We start from the raw sequence: 19,750 nt of genomic DNA on the forward strand, positions 1-19,750 counted from the left end.
TGCAATATCCCTTGATACGCGTTATGGTGTGCTCCATTACCCATCGACACCCGCACCATGACCGATATCGAGCGCTACCTTCGCGCCGCCACCCGTGACAACACCCGGCGCAGCTACCAGGCCGCCATCGAGCACTTCGAAAGCCACTGGGGCGGTTTTCTCCCGGCCACCGCCGAGAGCATCGCCCGCTACCTGGTTGACCACGCCGACCAGCATGCGTTCAGCACCCTGCGCCAACGCCTGGCCGCGCTCAGCCAATGGCACGTCGCCCAAGGCTTCCCCGACCCAACCAAGGCGCCGCTGGTGCGTCAGGTGCTGCGCGGCATCCGCACCCTGCACCCGACACCCCCCAAACAGGCTGCCCCGCTGTTGCTGCAACATTTGCAAACCGCCGTGACGTGTTTTGAAGAAGAAGCCCGCCAGGCCCGTGAACACCACGACCTGGCCGCCCTGCGCCGGGCACGTCGTGACAGCGCGTTGCTGTTGCTGGGGTTCTGGCGCGGTTTTCGCGGTGATGAACTGGCACGCCTGCGCATCGAGCACATCCAGGCCGAGGCCGGTGTCGGCATCACGCTGTTCCTGCCACGCAGCAAGGGCGACCGCGAAGCCTTGGGTGTGCAACATCGTACCCCTGCCCTCAAAGCCTTGTGCCCGGTCACGGCCTACCTGCAATGGCTGGAAGTCGCCGGCATTGCCCATGGGCCGGTGTTTCGCAAGCTCGACCGCTGGGGCAACCTTGGCGACAGCGCGCTCAACAGCAACAGCCTGGTCGGCCTGCTGCGGCGCATGCTGGAGCGTGCCGGGGTACCGGCGGCGCTGTATACCGGCCACTCGCTGCGGCGTGGCTTCGCCACTTGGGCAACCGCCAATGGCTGGGAATTGAAGTCGTTGATGAGCTACGTGGGCTGGAAAGACGCCAAGTCGGCGCTGCGCTACATCGACGCGGCGCAGCGCTTTGGCGAACTGGCCGTGCTACCGACCAGTCAGGCGCAACGGCTTATTCCTTGAAGCTGTGCCGGGCCACGCCGCCCGTTTCCGGGCGTATGGCATAAAGGTCGCCAGCATCGGGATAGTGGTGCAGGTCTTCGGGGCTCATGTCGAAGCGCGCGGTGCTGATGTACAAGGTGTTCATCCCCGGGCCGCCAAAGCAGCAACTGGTGGGGCACGGCACCGGCATCAACACCTGGTCGGTCAGGTGGCCGTGACGATCGTAGTGCAGCAGGCAACTGCCATGGTACTGGCACACCCACAACCCACCGTCGCGGTCCAGCGCCAAGCCATCCGGCCGCCCCAGTTCGGCGGGCGTTTCGGCAAACAGCGTAACCTCGCCCAGCCGGCCCTCGACGAGGTACTCGGCACGGTAGATCGCACGCGCCGCCGAATCGACGAAGTACACCGTGTGGCCATCCTGCGACCAGGCAATGCCAGTGGGCAACGCTATGTCGTCGTGGATCACCTGGTCGCTCAACTGCCCGTCGAAGCGGAACAATGCCCCGGTATTGCCACTGTAGGCATCGTCCATCAACCCGGTCACGAAGCGGCCTTGCGGGTCGCAGGCGCCGTCGTTGAAACGGTAGGTCGAGCGTGGATGGACCGATGCCGAATGCTGACACACCTTGCGTGATGGCACATCGAAGATGGCCACGCTGGCATCTTCGGTGAAGATCAGGTTACCCCGGTCGGTCAGTGCCAGGGCGCCAATGCGGGCGGCTGATTCGTAAAGGCTCTCGACTTCACCATCGGGCGTCAGGCAGTTGATGCGCCCGCCAGAAATATCGACGAAGTACAACACGCCGCTGCGCTCATCCCAGACCAGGCTTTCACCCAAGTCCGCGCGCGTGTTGGCGACTTTGACTGGCACGTAGTTGCATTCCTTGATGCGGTTCCAGCGCTCAGCCACCTGCGCCAGGTCGCTGGCCTGCACACGGCCCAGGTCTCGGGGGTAGCTGACGCCGCTGTTTTCGTTGAAACGTGTGGCGGTGAACTGGCCGTTGCTGGCGCGCAAGATGTAACCCGTGTCATGGCACAGCGCACTGGCCAGGTACAGCACACCCGGCGTCACCCACTCGGGTTTCAGCTCTTCTGGCGGTTGGCTGATGCCCCACATGCGGGTCTTGGCCACCGGTGAAATGGCATTGACCAGGATGCCGTGCTCCTGGCCCTCCATGCTCAGGGCGTTCATGATACCGACCTGGGCCATCTTGCCAGCGGCATAGGCCACCAGGCCAGGCTGGGCATAGCGTTGGTACATGGCGCGGTCGGAGGTGGTCAGCACTATCCGCGGTGCTGCGGAGCGTTTGAGGTGTGGCCAGGCATGCTTGGCCAGCCACACCGGTGCCTGCACGTTGATGCCCAAGGCGCGCTGCAAGAAGGCGTCGTCCTGGGCCTCGATACGCTGATAGTCGACCCAACCGGCATTGTGGATGAGGATGTCCAGCGCACCGAAATGCGCGACGGCCAGCTCGACCAGTTGCTTGCACGCGGCCTCGTTTTCCAGCTGCCCTGCGTGCCCAACCACCGCGAAGCCCTTGGCGCGCATGGCCGCCAGTGCGTGCTCGAGCGCCGAGGCGTCCTGCCCTTGCCCCGAACGGTCGGTGCCCAGGTCGCTGATCACTACCCGCACGCCGCGTTCGGCCAACGCCATGGCGTAGGCCAGGCCCAGGCCCTGTGCGGCACCTGTAATGACCGCAACTTTATTGTGGAAAGGGTCTGTAACGGGCATTTCTGGCTACCTTCAATTCTCCTTTTTACGATATCAACAAAAAAATCAATGACTTAATATTAAAAGCATGCAACTTTGATATCTCACAGATATCACCGCCAAATCGCCGTGCTGTTAGGAATGCAGGATGATCGAAACACGTTTGCTGAGGCAGTTCATCGCCGTGGCCGAAGAGCTGCATTTTCACAAGGCCGCCGAGCGCCTGCACATGGCACAACCGCCATTGAGCCAGGCAATCAATCGGCTCGAGGAAAAGCTCGGTTTTGGCCTGTTTCTGCGCAACAAGCGCGGTGTTCGTCTGACGGCGGCAGGTACAGCTTTTCTAGATACGGCTTACCGCACCTTGGCTGAGCTGGAACAGGGGATCGAGTACGCCCGCAATGTGTCCGCGGGGGTCAGCGGCAAGCTGACCATCACAGCCATTTCCATCGCCTATTACGACTCGCTGCTCAGCAGCCTGCGCAGCTTTCGCGAGACCTATCCAAACGTGCAACTGACCATCCGCGAGATGCCATCGGCCTCGCAGGCCAAAGCGTTGCTGGCCGGCGAGGCGGACATCGGCTTCATGCGCAGGTTGCCGCTGCCGGTGGGCACCCTTGAAGCACGGTTGCTGCTTGACGAGCAGATCGTCATGGCCCTGCCCGCAAGCCATCCGAAGGCTCAGCACGAAGAAATCGACCTGCGCGAGTTTGCCGAGGAAGACTTCGTCTTTACCCCGCAAGCACTGGGCGGCGGCTATCACGCGCAGTTGGTAGCCCTGTGCGAGGCGGCGGGTTTCTACCCAAAGGTGGTACAGGAGGCCGCGCAGATCCATACCCTGCTTGGCCTGGTGGCTTGCGGTTTTGGCGTGGCGCTGGTGCCGGAATCGTTTGCCAGTTCAACGCCGCGCGAGCGCGTGCGGTTTCGCCCGATCCGGCCGATCGATGATCAACCGGCCCCAGGCCTTGGGCTGTACATGAAGTGGAGCGCCCAGAACGCTTCGCCGGCGCTGGCCAACTTCATTGCCATGTTCAACACGCAGGCATAAGGCTTTCTAGGCGTGGCCTTGGGTCGCGCTACGCCACAGCCGCCCAATGTCGCAAGCCCGAGCCTGCAACAATTCAGCCGCATTGGCACACGCCTGTTCCAGGCTCATCGGCCCGCTGGCCAGGGCAAATGCAGCATCCACCCCATGGGCATACAACTGCTGATAGCCCTCACCCAAGGTCCCGGCCAGTACCACCACCGGCACTCCATGGCGCTTGGCCACTCGAGCCACCCCCATAGGGGTTTTGCCGCGCAGCGTCTGCGCATCGAAACGGCCTTCGCCGGTTACCACCAGGTCCGCGCCCTGTACCAGCGCATCGAGGCCGGCCAGCTCGGCCACCACCTCCACGCCTGGGCGGAACTGCGCGCCCATGAAGGCCCGCGCGGCGAAACCCATGCCACCTGCGGCGCCGCAACCCGGATAGTCACGTACATCTTCCCCCAGCAGCCGTGCACAATGGTCGGCAAAATGCCCCAGTGCCAGGTCCAGCGCCTGCACCTGCTGCGCGCTGGCACCCTTCTGCGGGCCGAAGATCGCCGATGCCCCGTTGACGCCGCACAGCGGGTTGTCGACGTCTGCGGCCACTTCAAATTGCACCTCGGCCAAGCGCGGATCGAGGTCGCTGGCATCGATACGTGCCAACTTGGCCAGGGCCAGGCCGCCCTCCTCCAGCGCATGGCCGTCGGCATCCAGCAGGCGCAGGCCAAGCGCGCGCAACATGCCACTGCCGGCGTCATTGGTGGCGCTGCCGCCGATGGCCAGCACCACCCGCTGCGCGCCAGCGGCCAGGGCCGCTGCGATCAGCTCGCCGGTGCCCCAGGTGCTGCTGCGGCATGCATCGCGCTGGCCGGTTGGCACCAATTGCAGGCCACTGGCCTGGGCCATCTCGATGATCGCCGTGCGACTTTGTGGCAACCAGCCCCAACCGGCCTCGACGCAGTGCCCCAGTGGCCCGCGCACGGCCTGACGGCGAAGTTCGCCATGGCTGGCAGCAAGGATCGCCTCCATGGTGCCTTCGCCGCCGTCGGCCATCGGGCACTCGACCCGTTCAGCGTCCGGCCACACTTGGCCAAGGCCCGCAGCGATGGCGCGGGCGACACCTGCAGCGTCGAGGCTGTCCTTGAACGAGTCGGGGGCAATGACGATCTTCATGGGGTTTCTCCTGTCCTGATGAGCGGCATGCTGACAGGTGCCCGCTTGGGTCGCCTCGGTCAAATGCACAAAACGCCGGGCAGGTTGTTTGGGCGGATGCCTTCGTGACGCACCCTGCTTGCGCTTCAGTCTGCCGGCAACAGCTGTAGCCCCAGGTACAAGCTAAGCATCCCTTCCATACGCAACGGGTCGACCTCGCCCAGTTCGGCAATCCGCTCCAGGCGGTAGCGCAGGCTGTTGCGGTGAATGCCCAGGGCATCGGCACAGGCCTGGCTCTGGCCGTCATGGGCACACCAGGCGCGTAGGGTGGTGAGCAACTGGCCACTGCCGTCCTTGCTGCGAATACGCTGTAGCGGCTCCAGCAACTCATCCAGTGCGTCATCGTTGCGGTGGCGCCACAGCAGTGCCGGCAGCCGGTAACGCTGCAGGCTAAGCAAGCGTTGGGTGGGCAATACCTCGCGGCCATAGGCCAACAGGTCACGTACCCGGCGGTAACCCCGACGTACCTGCTCCAGGCTCTGAGCAACACTGCCCAGGGCCAGCCGTTCGACCTCCCAGCCATGGCGTTGCAGGCGCTCCAGCAGGCGCAGCTCATCCAGTGCTACTCCTGCCGGGCGGCACCACAACAACGACTGGCGCGCCGGGCTTACGCACCAGCTATCCGGGTATCGGCTCGTCAACCACGCGGCCAGCGCCTCGGCCGTTGACCCCGAGGCAATTTCAAACAGGCACGGCACCCGCGGTAGCTGGGGTTTCAGGCCAAGTTGGCGGGCTTCGTCAAGCAAGCGCGGGGAGTCACCGCTGCCGCCCAGCAACAGCGCCAGCAGGTCGTCACAGCGCTGCCTTCGCCACTGTTGGTCTGCCTGTAGATTGCGCTGGGCCAGCAGCATTTCGGCGGTCATGCGTACCAGTTCGCCATAGGTGCGCACCTGCTGCGGGTCACCGGTCAGGCCCAGCACGCCCATCAGCCGGCCATCGAGCATCAACGGCAGGTTGACCCCCGGCTGCACGCCCTTCAGGCATTTGGCTGCGTCGGTATCCAGCTCGACGATCCGGCCGTTGGCCAACACCAGCTGTGCCCCCTCGTGACGGGTGTTGATGCGCTCCGGTTCGCCACTGCCCAGGATCAGGCCCTGGCTGTCCATGACATTGACGTTGCACGGCAGGATGGCCATCGCCCGGTCAACGATATCCTGCGCCAGGTCATGGTCGAGTTCGAACATTGCGTGGTCCTTTAGGTGTTAGGCTTTTGGGCTCGGGCACAGCAGCTTGGGCCGAGCACTGTGCAAAAGCACAAAGACAGGCTAGCCGCAGTCCCCGAGACTCGTCAGGGCGAGCGCCGGAACAGGCGACGCGGCGAAAACCATAACAACAGAGAACCCGATCATGGCACACAGCCCCGCCCCTGACCAAGGCACGGACACCACCCGCAACGCGCTGTACCGGCGCATCACCCTGCGGCTGATTCCGTTCATTTTCATCTGCTACCTGTTCAACTACCTGGACCGCGTCAACGTCGGCTTTGCCAAGCTGCAGATGCTCGACGCCCTTAAGTTCAGCGAAACGGTGTACGGCCTTGGCGCTGGCATCTTCTTCATCGGCTACGTCTTGTGCGGTTTGCCGAGCAACCTGGCGCTCAACCGCTTTGGCCCACGGCGCTGGATCGCGCTGATGATGATCGCCTGGGGCAGCCTCTCCACCTGCCTGCTGTTCGTCACCACCCCAACCGAGTTCTACACCCTGCGCCTGCTCACCGGTGCCGCCGAAGCCGGCTTCTTCCCGGGTGTGGTGCTGTACCTCTCGCGCTGGTTCCCGGCGGCCCGACGCGGGCGCATCATGGCCCTGTTCATGTCGGCGATCCCGGTGTCGGGCCTGCTCGGCGGGCCGTTCTCCGGCTGGATTCTCGAGCACTTCGCCGCCGGCCAGCACGGCCTGGCCGGCTGGCAGTGGATGTTCCTGATCCAGGGCTTGCCAACTGTTGCACTGGGCGTACTGGCGGTGTTCCTGCTCAGTGACGGCTACCAGAAAGCCACCTGGCTGAGCCCGAGCGAACGCCAACTGATCGCCGCCGACCTGGAGGCCGATGCCGCCAGCAAGCCGACCACCACCGGTGACAGCGTGCTGGCGGTGTTGACCAACCCGCTGATCTGGACCTTTGGCTTCGTCTACTTCTGTATCCAGAGCGGCGTGTACGCGATCAACTTCTGGCTGCCATCGATCATCAAGGGCATGGGCTTCGACAACCCGCTGCTGATCGGCTGGCTCAGTGCCATCCCGTACCTGCTGGCCGGTGTGTTCATGATCCTTTGCGGGCGCTCGGCAGACCTGCGCAACGAACGCCGCTGGCACCTTGTGGTGCCGATGCTGATGGGTGCCGTCGGCCTGTTGATTGCGGTGAACTTTGCGGCTAACCCCACCATCGCCATTCTTGGCCTGTCGATCGCCACCATGGGCGCGCTAACCGGCCTGCCGATGTTCTGGCCAATGCCAACCGCGTTACTCAGTGCCGGTGCAGCGGTCGCGGGCCTGGCGTTGATCAACTCGGTGGGCCAGATGGCCGGCTTCCTCAGCCCTTACCTGGTGGGCTTCATCAAGGACCAGACCGGCTCCACCGACGCCGCGCTGTATTCGCTGGCGGCGCTGATCGTGCTGGGTAGCCTGGTGGCCTTGCGCGTTACCCGCGCGGGTGCGTTGAATACTGCACGGGCCAATTGAGGCATTGGCGGGTAAACCCGGCCCCACAGGGATACCACAACCTCAAAGACTGAGGTGATCCTGTGGGGTTGGGCCTACCCGCGACGAGGCCCGCCCAGGCCGGATTGTCCACCGATCGTCAGCTCAACGCATTTCCTCCTCACCCCAGGCGTCAAATGGTTCCAAAGGCCCCTTTGGAGTAGCCCCATGACCCAGCACGCCGTGGCCCGCCTGGCCCAGCTCGACGAACACCGCCCCCTGCGCGTACAGGCCGGCAACGAAGAACTCATCCTCATCCGCCAGGGCGATCAGGTGCATGCCTACCAAGGCAATTGCCCCCATGCAGGTGCCCCTCTGGATGAAGGCGTGGTTTGCGGCGGTCTGCTGGTCTGCCCCTGGCACAAAGCGGCTTTCGCCGTAGACGACGGGGTTGTTTGTGAACCCCCTGCGCTGGCCGACCTGCGACGCTACAAGGCTTGGGTCAAGGACGATGAAATTTGGGTCGATGACCAACCACTGCCAGTGATCGAGCCGCCCAGGCACAGCGATGCTCGCTGTTTCGTGGTGGTCGGTGCCGGTGCCGCCGGCAGCGCTGCGGTCGCCACCCTGCTGGCCCATGGCTTCGCTGGCCGGTTGGTGTGGGTCGATCAGGAACGCCAGCCAGCCTACGACCGCACGGCCCTGAGCAAATTCGTGATTGCCGGGCAGATGGCGCCCGATGAGGTGCCCGCACTGTTCGAAGCCGACGCCCTGCGCAAGGGCCATCTGGAGCGCAAGCATGGCAAGGTGCGCACACTGAACAGCCAGAAACGCCAACTTACGCTCGCCGATGGCCAGCAGATCGACTATGACGCCTGCCTGCTGGCAACCGGCGCCAAAGCCCTGCGCCCAGACATTGCCGGTGTTGATCTGCCCGGGGTGTTCACCCTTCGCTCTCGGGAGGATGCCGCCCAGTTGCTGGACGCTGCCGAGCCTGGCCAACCCGTGGTGATCGTCGGTGACGGCTTTATCGGCCTCGAAGCCGCCTCGGCATTGCGCAAATATGGCGTACAAGTACACGTGGTCACTCGCCATGAAGCCCCACTGGCCCGGCAGTTGGGTGAACGTATCGGCCGCAGCATCCGTGAGCTGCATGAACGCAAAGGTGTCACTTTCCACGGCCCCACTGACGTTCAACGCATCGAGGGCCAGGGCAGCGTCGAAGCCGTGCAGTTGGCCAACGGTGAACGGCTGCAGACACCCCTGGTGCTGCTGGGGACTGGCGTCAAACCGGCCACTGGCTTCCTTCAAGGTGTGCCGCTGACCGAGGACAAATCCGTGAGAGTCGATGCAGAAATGCGCGCTGCCGATGGGCTGTGGGCTGCAGGTGATATCGCCACCTTTCCGTTCAGTGGCCGGCCAGTGCGTATCGAGCACTGGCGCCTGGCCCAGCAACATGGGGTGATCGCTGCCGCCAACATGCTTGGCGAACAACGCCGCTATGCCGATGTGCCGTTCTTCTGGACTTACCAGCACGGCCGCACCTATGAAGTACTCGGCCATGCCCAGGACTGGAACCGGATCGAGTTCGTCGGTGAGCCCGAGAACGGCGATTTCATTGCCCTGCAGTGTGTGGATGAACGGGTCGAGGCCGTGATCGCCAAGGGTTACTCCGATGCCATGGCGGCGCTGTCGCAACGCATGAAGCGGCCATTGAGCCTGCAGGAGGCATTGCAGCTGATTGGCTGAAGGCCGCCTTTCAATGCGTCCCGGTTGTGTGTAAAACAGGTGGATCAGCCGACTGCAAAAGGACCCCCGCGCATGATCTACCGCCCACTCGGCCACAGTGGCCTGCAGGTTTCCGCCCTTACCCTGGGCAGCATGATGTTCGGCGAGCAGACCAGCACCGAGGACGCCTTGCGCATCATCGACAAGGCCTGGGACCAGGGCGTCAATTTCATCGATACCGCCGATGTGTACAACGCTGGGCGCTCGGAAGAAATCGTCGGTGAAGCCGTGGCGCGCCATCGCCACGACTGGATCGTCGCCAGCAAGGTCGGCTTCGGCCCGGCCGACGGCCTGCCCAACCGCAGCGGGCTGTCGCGCAAGCACATCTTCAATGCCCTGGAGGCCACGCTGACCCGCATGGGCATGGATTACCTCGACATTTACTACCTGCACCGCGAAGACCACAAGGTGCCGCTGGAAGAGACCGTGCAGGCCGTTGGCGACCTGCTGCGCCAGGGCAAGATCCGTTACTGGGGCGTGTCCAACTTCCGTGGTTGGCGCATTGCCGAGGTTTGCCACATTGCCGAGCGCCTGGGTATACCCAAGCCGGTGGTCAGCCAGCCGCTGTACAACATCGTCAACCGCCAGGCCGAGCCCGAGCAACTCACCGCCGCAGCGGCCCATGGCCTGGGCGTAGTGCCCTTCAGCCCGCTGGCCCGAGGCGTGCTCAGTGGCAAGTACGCGCCAGGTGCCGTACCGGATGCCGGTAGCCGCGCAGGGCGCCAGGACAAACGCATCATGGAAGTGGAGTGGCGCCAGGAATCGTTGGCCATTGCCCGGCAGATTCAGGCGTATGTCGAGGCCAAGGGTGTGGGCGTTGTCGAGTTCGCCATTGCCTGGGTGCTGAACAACCAACTGGTGAGCTCTGCGATTGTCGGGCCACGTACCGAAGAGCAGTGGGAGACCTACGGCGGCGCACTGGCGGTGAAGATAACCGCAGAGGATGAAGCCTTCATCGATTCACTGGTGACGCCTGGGCATGCGTCGACACCGGGGTTCAATGATGTGGCCCATTATGTGAGCGGGCGGATGGCGCGTAGCTGAGCCATTGGGGAGCCCAACGCCGGGCTCCCGGTCCCCCCTTTCCCCAATCACCTCGGTATCGTGCGCACCATTGGTTTTTCACCTCTGGAGCTGCAATGAAACTCTTGCAACCGCTGCAAATCGGCCCACTCACCTTGCCCAACCGTGTGTTCATGGCCCCCCTCACCCGGCTGCGCAGCCTGGAACCGGGCGACGTACCCACCGCGCTGATGGCCGAGTACTACCGCCAGCGCGCCAGCGCCGGGTTGATCATCACCGAGGCCACGCAGATCTCCTTCCAGGCCAAGGGCTACTCCGGCTCGCCCGGCATTCACAGCGCCGAACAGATCGCTGCCTGGCAGCACATCAACCAAGGTATTCATGCTGATGGCGGCCACAGCGCCGTTCAGGTGTGGCACACCGGGCGGGTGTCGCACACCTCGCTGCAACCTGGCGGCGAAGCGCCGGTGGCGCCATCGGCGCTGCCGGCCGGTGCGCGTACGACCCTGCGTGACGAGCAAGGCAACCTGATGCGCGTGGAAACCTCGGCGCCACGGGCGCTCGGCGAAGCGGAAATCGCCGAGATCGTTGCCGACTTCGGTCAGGCAGCGGTCAATGCCCGCGCGGCTGGCTTCGATTTCATCGAGTTGCACGCTGCGCACGGTTATCTGTTGCATCAGTTCCTGACGCCAAGCGCCAACCAGCGCGAAGACCGCTACGGCGGCAGTGTCGAAAACCGTGCACGCATCGTGCTTGAAGCGGTGGACGCAGCCATTGCCAGCTGGAGCGCCGAACGTGTGGGTATCCGTGTATTCCCGCTGGGTGGCTTCAATGGCGTGGACAATGGCGAAGACCAGGAAGCCGCTGGTCTGTATCTGATCCGCGAGCTGGCCAAGCGCAACCTTGCCTACCTGCACCTGTCCGAGCCGGACTGGGCTGGCGGCAAGCCGCTGCGTGACGAATTCCGCCAGGCGATACGCGCGGCCTACCCAGGGGTGATCATCGCAGCAGGTGCCTACACCGCCGAGAAAGGTGAAGACCTGATCGCACGCGGCTTGATCGATGCCGTGGCGTTTGGGCGCAGCTACATCGCCAACCCGGACCTGGTGGAGCGGCTGCGGGTGCAGGCGCCGTTGAATGAGCACAGGGCGCAGTTCGATTACGCCAATGGGCCTGAAGGGTACACGGACTATCCGTTCCTGAAGCAGGCTTGATGCTGAAACGGGAGCTCAGCTGGCTCCCGTTTTTCTTGCCAGCAGCTTTAACGCAGTTCAGCCAGCGCCTGCGCTGCATAGGCATGCGAGCGCTGCCGCGCCAGCGGGTCATGGATGCGGCAGTCGATCATCAGCTCGTCCGCATCGGTCTGTTCGATCAGCGAGCGCAGCCCTTCCCGTACCCGCTGTGGCCCACCGGCCACCGTACAGGCCATGACCTGTTCAAGTACCGCACGCTCATGCTCAGGCAGGCGTTCGACATAGCCCTCCTGCGGTTTGGGCAACAAGCCCAAGCGCCCGACGTGCAGGTCCAGCATCCACTTGCGGTGCGAGCTGGCCAGGTAGTCCGCCTCGGCATCGCTGGCGGCGGCGAACAGGTTCATGCCCACCATCACATAGGGTTTGGCCAACTGCTCGGAAGGCTGGAAGTTGGCCCGGTAATGGGCAATTGCCTGCAGCAGGTAACGCGGGGCAAAGTGCGAGGCGAAGGCATAAGGCAGGCCCAGCCTGGCCGCCAGATCGGCGCCAAACAGGCTGGAACCAAGGATCCACACCGGCACATCGTGGCTGCCGGGCACACCACGCACTCGGCGTTTACCATTGTCGGCCAGGTAATCCCGCAGCTCGGCGATGTCCTGGCTGAAATCACGCTCCGGCGCGGCACCGCGCAAGGCGCGCACGGTCGGCCCGGAAGTACCTGGCGCACGGCCCAGGCCCAGGTCGATGCGGCCTGGGTGCAAGGTGTCGAGGGTGCCGAACTGCTCGGCCACCACCAACGGTGCATGGTTGGGCAGCATGATGCCACCGGCACCGACACGGATGTGTTGGGTGGCATTGGCAATTTCGTTGATCACCAGCGAAGTGGCAGCCGAGCCGATGCCCGGCATGTCATGGTGTTCGGCGATCCAGTAACGGCTGTAGTGCTGTTGCTCGACATGCCGCGCCAGCTGGCGGGATTCTTCGATCGCGTCGGCGAAGGTCTTGCCTTCGCCGATCATGACCAGATCCAGTACGGACAGTGCAGTCATGGGGTCTCCAGTGGGATTATCAGTGGCTGACAGTTTCTATGCTCCGCCGCCAGCGATAAACCCAGCTTCAGGCCCGGCATAGGGGCCTGTCATTCCCCAATCAGTATTCCCAGGGCACGCCCGGTTCCCAGCTGGCCACCAGCAAATCGATGAAGCCGCGTACCCGAGGGGACAAGTGGCGTTTGCTCGGGTACACGATGCGAATCGGGTCTGCCGGTGGCCGGTAGCCATGCAGTACTTCCACCAGGGTGCCGGCGCGCAGGTCGTCGCCGGTGATGTAGGTGGGCAGGTGAATCAGCCCGAAACCGGCCCGGGCGCCGTCGAGCATGGCCTCGGAACTGTCTATGTTCAGCCGCCCGGGGTCTTCGCACAGGTGCAGGCCGGCTTCGGTGTGAAAGCGCCAGGGCATGGCCTTTTCGCCCGCGAGGAAGGCAATCTTGTCGTGGCCGTAGAGGTCACCGGGCACTTGAGGTACGCCGCGTTTTTCCAGATAAGCAGGCGATGCGCAGGTCACGAACTGCTGCCAGGCCACCGTGCGAGTCAGCAACTGCGAGTCCTCCTTGGGGGCACCTATGCGCACGGCGACGTCCACGCCCTCCTCCACCAGGTCGACGAAACGGTCGGTAAAACGGATGTCCGCACGCAGTTCGGGCCATTGCTTGAGGTACTGGTCGAGAATCGGCAGTACATGGCGCTGGCCGAGCGACAGCGGCGCGGTCAGGCGCAGGGTGCCGGTGGGTTTGCCACGGCGCTGGGCCATGGTGCTTTCAACTTCGTCCAGGTCATCCAGAATCTGCCGCCAGCGCTCGAACGCCACCAGGCCTTCATCGGTGAGGCTCAGTTTGCGCGTGGTGCGATTGAGCAGGCGTACCGCCATGCGTGCTTCCAGGCGCGCGATGCTCTTGCCCACCGCTGAACGGGTCAGGCCCAGGCTGGCAGCGGCGGCGGTGAAGCTGCCAGCCTTCGCGGCGCTGACGAAGGCGGCGATGTCGCCGAAGCGGTTGGGTTCCATGGTGTTATCCTGACGCTGATGAGACCGCCTTAGATGGGTGCAATTCCAGCCAATACAAGGTGCTGGCCCCTATCGACCTTCAAGGTAGCGGTCTGTCCAGCTGGCCAGCGGCAGGGGTGGTTGCTGATAGACAATGCGCCGCCAGATGAGCAGCAGATCATCACCATCAAGCATCGAACCAGGCCCGCTGCCTTTCCACTGCGAAGGTACATCGACCACCCAGTGCCCTTGGTGATCACGGTGCGCCATGTTGAAACGGAAGGTGTAGTTCCCGGGGATGCCCATGCGCAGGTCGGTGACCACCAGCGCGTCGCCTATCTGGTCGTACCGCAACCAGTCATCGGTGAACCAACGCAAACGCTGGTGCAAAGGATCGTTCTTCAATGCTTGCGCCAGCGCCAGGTTGCGCGGCAAACGCTGCATTTCAGGCACTTGCCGGTCAAACCCGCTGCTGATGCCTTCGTAGTAATCGCCATTCGGCGTCTTGGCCAGTACCCGCCAGACCAAACTGTTGAATGCGATCGGCACGGCACGTACCTCATTCGCGACGATACCTTGCTGGTCCAGCGCTGCCTGGAAACGCTGCTCGGCCGCCATGCGCCCGGCCAGGCCGAAACCCAGGTAGCAGGTGCTCAATGCCAATGCCAGGGTCAGCAGGCGTGTAGCCTTGCCGGTCATCCCTTTGATGATGGCGTATATCACCCCAACCAGCAGCGGCAAGGTGTAGACCGGGTCGATGATGAACACCGCCGCCCAGCTTTGCGGCGTGGTCTGCAAAGGCCAGAACAACTGCGTGCCGTAGACCGTGAAGGCGTCGAGCACCGGGTGGGTGACCAATACCAGCCAAAACGCCAGAAAAAGCCTGGGCAAGGTATAACCCTTGCCGGGCCAGCATGTGTTGACCAGCCAGGCCAACAGCAATGCCAGCCCGGTGAGCACGAACAACGAGTGGGAGAAACCGCGATGGTACGTCATCTGCGACACCGGGTCGGCGTAGCGAATGATCACATCCAGGTCTGGCAGCGTACCCAGTGCGGCGCCATACAGCAGCGAGCGGCGGCCCTGAATGCGCCCGAGCACGGTCCCTTGCAGGGCCGCGCCCAGTACGGCTTGGGTGATGGAGTCCAAGGTTGGCATTCCTGAAAGAGTCGTATTCGGAAGCTACCTTCATACACCCCTGATGCGCAATTCCCCCGGATGGCCTAGAACAGTTGCCATGTGTAGACCAGCGTCAGGCGGTTTTCGTCGATGTCGCTGCGGTAGTTGGACCGCGCCATGGCATTGCGCACCCGAATCCCCAGCCCCTTCAGCACCCCGCTCTGCACCGCATAGCCAATATCCAGGTCACGCTCGCGATCACGCCCTTCGTAACCCAGCCCGGTATCGACATTGTTACCCGTTATGTAGCGAACGGTCGCCGTCAGCCCCGGTACGCCCATGGCGGCGAAGTTGTAGTCGTAACGCACTTGGTACGAGCGTTCGTCGGTATAGGCAAACTCATAGGTCGGCACCTCGTTACCCAGCGGCGAAATGTTGGCGAATACCCGTGGGAACGGGCTGTCGCCATAGATGCCCTGGTAACCCACATGGAAACTGTGGCCGCCATGCCGGGCGGTGAACATCGAGAAGAAGGCCTGGTTGTCGATATTGCCCAGCAAAGCATCGCCATCCTCGCGTGCAGTGAAGTACCCCAGGTTGGCGCTGAGTACCCAGTCGCCCACTGGCTTGCTGTGCTTCAGGCCGACGAAGCCCTGCTCGTAGATGTCTTCGAGTTGCCCGTACCACAGGCTGACACTGCTCTGGTTGGCATTGAAGGCGTAGTCGCCACCCACGTAGTTGAACGCATCACTCTCAGCCTGGCGCATCGGCACATGGCCGAGCATCGCGTTCATCTTGCCATCGCCGCCCTCGTTGCGCAGGTGGGTGCTTTTCAAGTGACCGGCCTGCAGGGTCAGCCCGTCGATTTCCGACGAACTCAAACTGGCGCCCTGGTAGGTCGGTGGCAGCAGGCGAATATCACTGAAGGTCAGCACCGGCAGGTTCGGTTGCAGCTCGCCTATACGCAGCTCGGTTTTTGATAGCCGTGCCTTGAAGGTGGGTGCCAGGCGGCTGTACTCGTCGGCAGCGCGGCCATCGCCATGCACCGGCAGCAGGCCAGTGTTGGCCCGGTCGGGGCTGCTGTCGAGCTTGATGCCAAGCAGGCCCAGGGCATCCACGCCAAAGCCGACCGTGCCTGGGGTGTAGCCGCTCTTGAAGTCGAGGATGAAGCCCTGGGCCCACTCCTCGGCCTTGGACTGCCTGTTGGCCCCGACGATGTCGGAGAAATCGCGGCTGAAGTAGTAGTTACGGGCACTCAAGGTGGCCTTCGAGTCCTCGAAGAAGCCGCCTTCGGCAGCCAGCAGTGGCTGGCTGAGCAACGTCAGGCCCAGGACAACGCAAGGGGTGTGATTCATTCCGAAGCTCTCTTGATCTTGTTTTTATGGGTAAAGCGTTGGGAACACGGCAGGTCATGGGTTACGGCGCAGCACCTCCTGGGCACGTGGCTGGCGCAGCCGGAGCAGTGCGTGAGCCAGCAGGCCGAACAACAGCCCCCAGAACGCCGCCGACAGGCCCAGGAAAGCCACCCCAGACGCGGTGACCAGGAAGGTGAACAGCCCGGCATCGCGCTCGGCCGGTTCTGCCAGGCTGCGGGCCAATGCCTCGCTGATGGCGCCATACAGGGCCAGACCGGCCAGGGCGGCGATCAGTGCGGCAGGAAAGGCTGCGAACAGCGACATCAAGGTGGCCCCGGCAATGCCCAGCAGCAGGTACAGCGCACTGCCAGCTACCGCCGCCACGTAGCGCCGCCTCGGGTTTTCATGGGCTTCATGGCCGGTGCACAGGCTGGCGGTGACCGCCGCCAGGTTCAGCCCGTGGCAGCCGAATGGCGCCAGCAGTGCCCCGGCCAGGGCGCTGGCGCTGATCAGCGGGCTGGCAGGCGTGGGGTAGCCGGCGTTGCGCAGTACCGCCATGCCCGGCATGAACTGCCCGGTAAGCGCCACCAGCACCATCGGCAGCGCCAGGCTGAACACAGCCGCCAGGCTGAACTGCGGAGAGACCCACTGGGGCGAGGCCAGTTCAAGCACCAGTGCTTCGCTACGGAACGCACCGCTGGCCACGGTCACCACGGTGCCCACGCACAGCACCGCAGCCACTGCATAGCGCGGCTGCACCCGGCGCATCAGCACGTAGGTGATGAACATCGCCAACACCAGCATGGGTTGCAACGGCAAGGCCCGAAACACCTCGATGCCGAAGCTGAACAGAATGCCGGCCTGCATGCCGGCGGCAATGGAGCCCGGCAGCCGCGCAATAATGCGGTCGAAGGCTCCACTGATGCCAATCAGCAGCAGAACCAGGTTGGCCACGAGATAGGCGCCCACGGCCTGCTCCAGCCCCAGTTGCGGCAAGGCGGTGACCAGCAGCGCCGACCCTGGGATGGACCAGGCGATCACGACCGGTACGCGGTAGCGCAGGCTCAGTAGCGCACCGAGCACGGCACTGCCCATGGACACGGCCCAGACCCAGGACGACAGTTGCTGGTGCGACAGGCCGGCGGCTTCGGCGGCGTGGAAGATGATCACCAGCGGGCCGGCGTAGGAGATCATCGTGGCGATGCAGCCGGCGATGATGGCGGACAGCGAGCTGTCCTTGATCAAGGTTGTCATGAGACTCTCGCAAGGCATCGGCCGGCCTTGGAGGCTGGCTCTTGTTCTGTGTTGGCAGTTTCGGGGGCTCGCGCGATCCCTATGGGAGCGAGCGAGCCCCGTAGCAGCCAACTCGGTGGTTCAGGCGTCCTGCAACGCCCGTGGCCGGTTGCTGCGCTGCTCATCCGCGCCGCCCAGGGCCGTCTGCAGCTGGAAGTCGAACTTCAACTCGGCATGCCGCCCCGCCTCGCCTTCGACGAACACCACTTCCCCCACCAGCCCATCGCGCGTGGCATAGGCAAAGTCATCCCACAGGTACTTGTCCCCCGACAGGTTGATCTGCGTGGTCAGGTGCCGGTAACCCGGCGCCGAGATGAAGAAGTGCACATGCGCCGGGCGCTGGCCGTGGCGGCCCAGCAGGTCCAGGCACTCCTGGGTTGGCCCCTGCGGGTCACATCCGTAACCCGACGGCACGATGGAGCGTGCGCGGTAACGCCCTTCGGCATCGGTGACGATGCGCCGACGCAGGTTGTATTCAGACTGGCTCTGGTCGAAGAACGAGTAGGTGCCACGGGTATTGGCATGCCACAAGTCCACCGTGGCGCCTGGCAGCGGCTGCCCTTGCGGGTCGAGCACCTGGCCTTGCAGGTACATCACCGTGGCTACGCCCTCCTCGCTACCGTCGTCCATGCGCACTTCACCTTGGGCAATCGGTGCACCGGCCACGTACAGCGGGCCTTCGATGGTGCGTGGGGTGCCGCCGACCAGCCCGGCCTGCTGGTCCTTGGCATCCTGTAGCAGGTCAAGGAAGTGCTCGAGGCCCAGGCCCGCCACCAGCAGCCCGGCTTCGCCGCGGCCACCCAGGCGGTTCAGGTAGTCGACGGCATGCCAGAACTCGTCCTCGCTGATCTCCAGGTCTTCGATCAGCCGCGCAGAGTCCTGCAGCACACGCTGCACGATGCGCTTGAGCCGAGGGCTGCCGGCATCGTTGCCAACGCCTGCGGCCTCTGCAAAGAACTGCTGTACTTCGCCAGTTTGGGAAATTTTCACGGTCATGGGTTTACCTCATCTTGTTCTTTTCGGTTCAGGCCTGCGCCGCAACGGCCTGAGCGTGGCGCCGACCACTGGCCAAGTGCACGGCCATGGCCAGCGCTGCGATGGCGCCAGGGATGGCGAAGGCTATGAAATTGAGTTGCAGCGGTAGGTTGATACCCATAAGCGCGCCGCCCAGCAGCGGGCCGACGATGGCGCCGTTGCGGCCGATGCCCGAAGCCCAGCCCAGCCCGGTGGAGCGCACCGACAAGCCGTACATTTGCGCAGCGCCGGCATACAGCAGAATCTGCGTACCGATGGTGGTGGCGCCGGCGATGAAGATCAGCAGGTACAGCACGGGCATTGGGCTGTTCACCCCCAGCAGGCTGATCGACAGCGCAGCGGCAATGAAGAACGCCACCTTCACCTTGACCAGGTTGTAGCGGTCACCCAGCCAGCCACCAAGGATCGCCCCGGCCATGCCGCCAAAGTTCAGGGCCAGCAGGAACGACAGGCTCGAACCCAGGCTGTAACCGGCGTTGGCCATCAGCTTGGGCAGCCAGGAACTCAACGCATAGACCATCAGCAGGCAGCAGAAGAACGCCAGCCATAGCGCCAGGGTGCGAATCGCCAGGCCGTTGCGGAACAGCTCAAGTACCGACGCCCCGCTGCCTTTGCGATCAGCCGCCTGCAGCACGTCATCGGCCTGCACGTCACAGTTCGGGTCCAGCCGTTTCAGCAGCTTGCGCGCTTCATCGCTACGGCCCTGACGCACCAGAAAACCGATGGATTCCGGCAGGTAGTAGAGGATCACCGGCAACAGCAACAGTGGCACCGCAGCGGCGAAGAACATCGATTCCCAACCAAAGCGCGGCAGCATGAAGATGCCAACGCCCGCCGACAGCATGCCGCCCAGCGAATAGCCGCTGAACATGATCGCCACCAGCGTGCTGCGCAGGCGTTTGGGCGCGTACTCGTTCATCAGTGCCACGGCGTTGGGCATCAGGCCGCCACAGCCCAGGCCGGCAATGAAGCGGTAGATGCCAAACTCGCTCGGGCTGCTGGCGAAGCCATTGAGAATGGTCGCCCCCGAGAACAAGGCGAAACAGATGGCAATGCCCTTCTTGCGCCCGATGCGGTCGGCCAGGCTGCCGAATGCCAAGGCGCCGAACATCATGCCGAACAGCGCATAGCTGCCCAGCGCACCCGCCTGCAACGGGGTCAGGCCCCACTCTTTCATGATTACCGGCAGTACCACGCCGTAGATGAACAGGTCATAGCCGTCGAAGATCAGCAGCAGGCCGCACCAGGCCATCACCATCCAGTGAAACGGGGTAAAGCGCGCATTATCGATGATCGGGTGTACGTCAAGGGTTCGCATGGCATCTGTCGC

The 19,750-nt window shown here is 63.8% G+C and carries 16 protein-coding genes and 1 pseudogene; 6 read left to right on the forward strand and 11 right to left on the reverse strand.

Annotation, left to right across the window (positions count from 1 at the left end; genetic code table 11):
* Window positions 1-57 precede the first annotated feature (57 nt).
* The gene (locus DM807_RS17095; RefSeq protein WP_179027591.1) at window positions 58-1,008 is read left to right on the forward strand and encodes a site-specific integrase; all 951 of its coding nucleotides are present in this window, start codon (window positions 58-60) and stop codon (window positions 1,006-1,008) included.
* Here the strand turns inward: DM807_RS17095 and DM807_RS27735 are convergent.
* Together DM807_RS27735 and DM807_RS27740 are read right to left on the reverse strand one after the other, a co-directional pair.
* Window positions 998-2,107, reverse strand: a complete 1,110-nt coding sequence (locus tag DM807_RS27735; protein ID WP_223296415.1) for an SMP-30/gluconolactonase/LRE family protein — start codon at window positions 2,105-2,107, stop codon at window positions 998-1,000. The two genes, DM807_RS17095 and DM807_RS27735, sit on opposite strands and share 11 nt — an antisense overlap.
* 45 nt (window positions 2,108-2,152) lie before the next feature.
* A pseudogene (locus tag DM807_RS27740) lies at window positions 2,153-2,722 on the reverse strand (SDR family NAD(P)-dependent oxidoreductase); the annotation flags it as partial.
* Window positions 2,723-2,849: 127 nt separating this feature from the next.
* Between DM807_RS27740 and DM807_RS17105 the strand changes: the two are divergent.
* A complete protein-coding gene (locus DM807_RS17105) occupies window positions 2,850-3,749 on the forward strand; it encodes a LysR family transcriptional regulator (protein WP_012272308.1) in 900 nt (299 codons plus the stop codon).
* Between the two features lie 6 nt (window positions 3,750-3,755).
* Here DM807_RS17105 and DM807_RS17110 read toward each other — a convergent pair whose 3' ends face one another.
* Both DM807_RS17110 and DM807_RS17115 read right to left on the reverse strand, forming a co-directional pair.
* On the reverse strand, window positions 3,756-4,901 hold the full coding sequence (locus DM807_RS17110) for a glycerate kinase (protein ID WP_060493664.1): 1,146 nt from the start codon (window positions 4,899-4,901) through the stop codon (window positions 3,756-3,758).
* A gap of 125 nt (window positions 4,902-5,026) precedes the next feature.
* The gene (locus DM807_RS17115; RefSeq protein ID WP_012272310.1) at window positions 5,027-6,124 is read right to left on the reverse strand and encodes a sugar diacid recognition domain-containing protein; all 1,098 of its coding nucleotides are present in this window, start codon (window positions 6,122-6,124) and stop codon (window positions 5,027-5,029) included.
* A gap of 163 nt (window positions 6,125-6,287) precedes the next feature.
* Here DM807_RS17115 and DM807_RS17120 point away from each other — a divergent pair, with 163 nt between their 5' ends.
* The 4 genes from DM807_RS17120 (at window position 6,288) to nemA (ending at window position 11,599) form a co-directional block, all read left to right on the forward strand.
* Window positions 6,288-7,616: an MFS transporter gene (locus DM807_RS17120; protein ID WP_012272311.1), complete on the forward strand. Its 1,329-nt coding sequence runs from the start codon at window positions 6,288-6,290 to the stop codon at window positions 7,614-7,616.
* A gap of 186 nt (window positions 7,617-7,802) precedes the next feature.
* Entirely contained in the window at window positions 7,803-9,323 is a 1,521-nt protein-coding gene (locus DM807_RS17125; protein ID WP_069942619.1) for an FAD-dependent oxidoreductase, read from the forward strand.
* Window positions 9,324-9,395: 72 nt separating this feature from the next.
* Window positions 9,396-10,406 carry an aldo/keto reductase gene (locus tag DM807_RS17130; RefSeq protein WP_179027592.1) on the forward strand — a complete coding sequence of 337 codons (1,011 nt, stop codon included), beginning with the start codon at window positions 9,396-9,398 and terminating at the stop codon, window positions 10,404-10,406.
* Between the two features lie 95 nt (window positions 10,407-10,501).
* On the forward strand, window positions 10,502-11,599 hold the full coding sequence (nemA, locus tag DM807_RS17135; RefSeq protein ID WP_179027593.1) for an alkene reductase: 1,098 nt from the start codon (window positions 10,502-10,504) through the stop codon (window positions 11,597-11,599).
* Between the two features lie 47 nt (window positions 11,600-11,646).
* Here the strand turns inward: nemA and DM807_RS17140 are convergent, their stop codons facing one another.
* From DM807_RS17140 to DM807_RS17170, 7 genes are all read right to left on the reverse strand, one after another.
* On the reverse strand, window positions 11,647-12,627 hold the full coding sequence (locus DM807_RS17140; protein ID WP_179027594.1) for an LLM class flavin-dependent oxidoreductase: 981 nt from the start codon (window positions 12,625-12,627) through the stop codon (window positions 11,647-11,649).
* Window positions 12,628-12,727: 100 nt separating this feature from the next.
* Window positions 12,728-13,639, reverse strand: coding sequence for a LysR family transcriptional regulator (locus DM807_RS17145; protein WP_012272316.1), 912 nt, complete (start codon window positions 13,637-13,639; stop codon window positions 12,728-12,730).
* Between the two features lie 69 nt (window positions 13,640-13,708).
* Window positions 13,709-14,767 carry a metal-dependent hydrolase gene (locus tag DM807_RS17150; RefSeq protein WP_179027595.1) on the reverse strand — a complete coding sequence of 353 codons (1,059 nt, stop codon included), beginning with the start codon at window positions 14,765-14,767 and terminating at the stop codon, window positions 13,709-13,711.
* Window positions 14,768-14,841: 74 nt separating this feature from the next.
* Complete coding sequence (locus DM807_RS17155) at window positions 14,842-16,092, reverse strand: OprD family porin (protein ID WP_179027596.1); 1,251 nt, start codon at window positions 16,090-16,092, stop codon at window positions 14,842-14,844.
* Window positions 16,093-16,146: 54 nt separating this feature from the next.
* Window positions 16,147-17,346, reverse strand: coding sequence for a benzoate/H(+) symporter BenE family transporter (locus DM807_RS17160; protein ID WP_060514999.1), 1,200 nt, complete (start codon window positions 17,344-17,346; stop codon window positions 16,147-16,149).
* A gap of 120 nt (window positions 17,347-17,466) precedes the next feature.
* The gene (catA, locus tag DM807_RS17165) at window positions 17,467-18,381 is read right to left on the reverse strand and encodes a catechol 1,2-dioxygenase (RefSeq protein ID WP_012272320.1); all 915 of its coding nucleotides are present in this window, start codon (window positions 18,379-18,381) and stop codon (window positions 17,467-17,469) included.
* 28 nt (window positions 18,382-18,409) lie between these two features.
* Window positions 18,410-19,738 (reverse strand): MFS transporter, encoded by a 1,329-nt coding sequence (locus DM807_RS17170; RefSeq protein WP_012272321.1) that lies wholly within the window; start codon window positions 19,736-19,738, stop codon window positions 18,410-18,412.
* Window positions 19,739-19,750: the final 12 nt, after the last annotated feature.

It is taken from the genome of Pseudomonas hunanensis (assembly GCF_013393325.1).
In the GTDB taxonomy this organism is placed as follows: domain Bacteria; phylum Pseudomonadota; class Gammaproteobacteria; order Pseudomonadales; family Pseudomonadaceae; genus Aquipseudomonas; species Aquipseudomonas putida_P.

Coding starts and splice junctions, on each gene's coding strand:
- DM807_RS17115 (WP_012272310.1), bottom strand. CDS start 6,124: ATGTTCGAACTCGACCATGACCTGGCGCAGGATATCGTTGACCGGGCG.
- DM807_RS17170 (WP_012272321.1), bottom strand. CDS start 19,738: ATGCGAACCCTTGACGTACACCCGATCATCGATAATGCGCGCTTTACC.
- DM807_RS27735 (WP_223296415.1), bottom strand. CDS start 2,107: ATGTGGGGCATCAGCCAACCGCCAGAAGAGCTGAAACCCGAGTGGGTG.
- DM807_RS17145 (WP_012272316.1), bottom strand. CDS start 13,639: ATGGAACCCAACCGCTTCGGCGACATCGCCGCCTTCGTCAGCGCCGCG.
- DM807_RS17110 (WP_060493664.1), bottom strand. CDS start 4,901: ATGAAGATCGTCATTGCCCCCGACTCGTTCAAGGACAGCCTCGACGCT.
- DM807_RS17140 (WP_179027594.1), bottom strand. CDS start 12,627: ATGACTGCACTGTCCGTACTGGATCTGGTCATGATCGGCGAAGGCAAG.
- DM807_RS17105 (WP_012272308.1), top strand. CDS start 2,850: ATGATCGAAACACGTTTGCTGAGGCAGTTCATCGCCGTGGCCGAAGAG.
- DM807_RS17155 (WP_179027596.1), bottom strand. CDS start 16,092: ATGAATCACACCCCTTGCGTTGTCCTGGGCCTGACGTTGCTCAGCCAG.
- catA (WP_012272320.1), bottom strand. CDS start 18,381: ATGACCGTGAAAATTTCCCAAACTGGCGAAGTACAGCAGTTCTTTGCA.
- DM807_RS17160 (WP_060514999.1), bottom strand. CDS start 17,346: ATGACAACCTTGATCAAGGACAGCTCGCTGTCCGCCATCATCGCCGGC.
- DM807_RS17095 (WP_179027591.1), top strand. CDS start 58: ATGACCGATATCGAGCGCTACCTTCGCGCCGCCACCCGTGACAACACC.
- DM807_RS17125 (WP_069942619.1), top strand. CDS start 7,803: ATGACCCAGCACGCCGTGGCCCGCCTGGCCCAGCTCGACGAACACCGC.
- nemA (WP_179027593.1), top strand. CDS start 10,502: ATGAAACTCTTGCAACCGCTGCAAATCGGCCCACTCACCTTGCCCAAC.
- DM807_RS17120 (WP_012272311.1), top strand. CDS start 6,288: ATGGCACACAGCCCCGCCCCTGACCAAGGCACGGACACCACCCGCAAC.
- DM807_RS17130 (WP_179027592.1), top strand. CDS start 9,396: ATGATCTACCGCCCACTCGGCCACAGTGGCCTGCAGGTTTCCGCCCTT.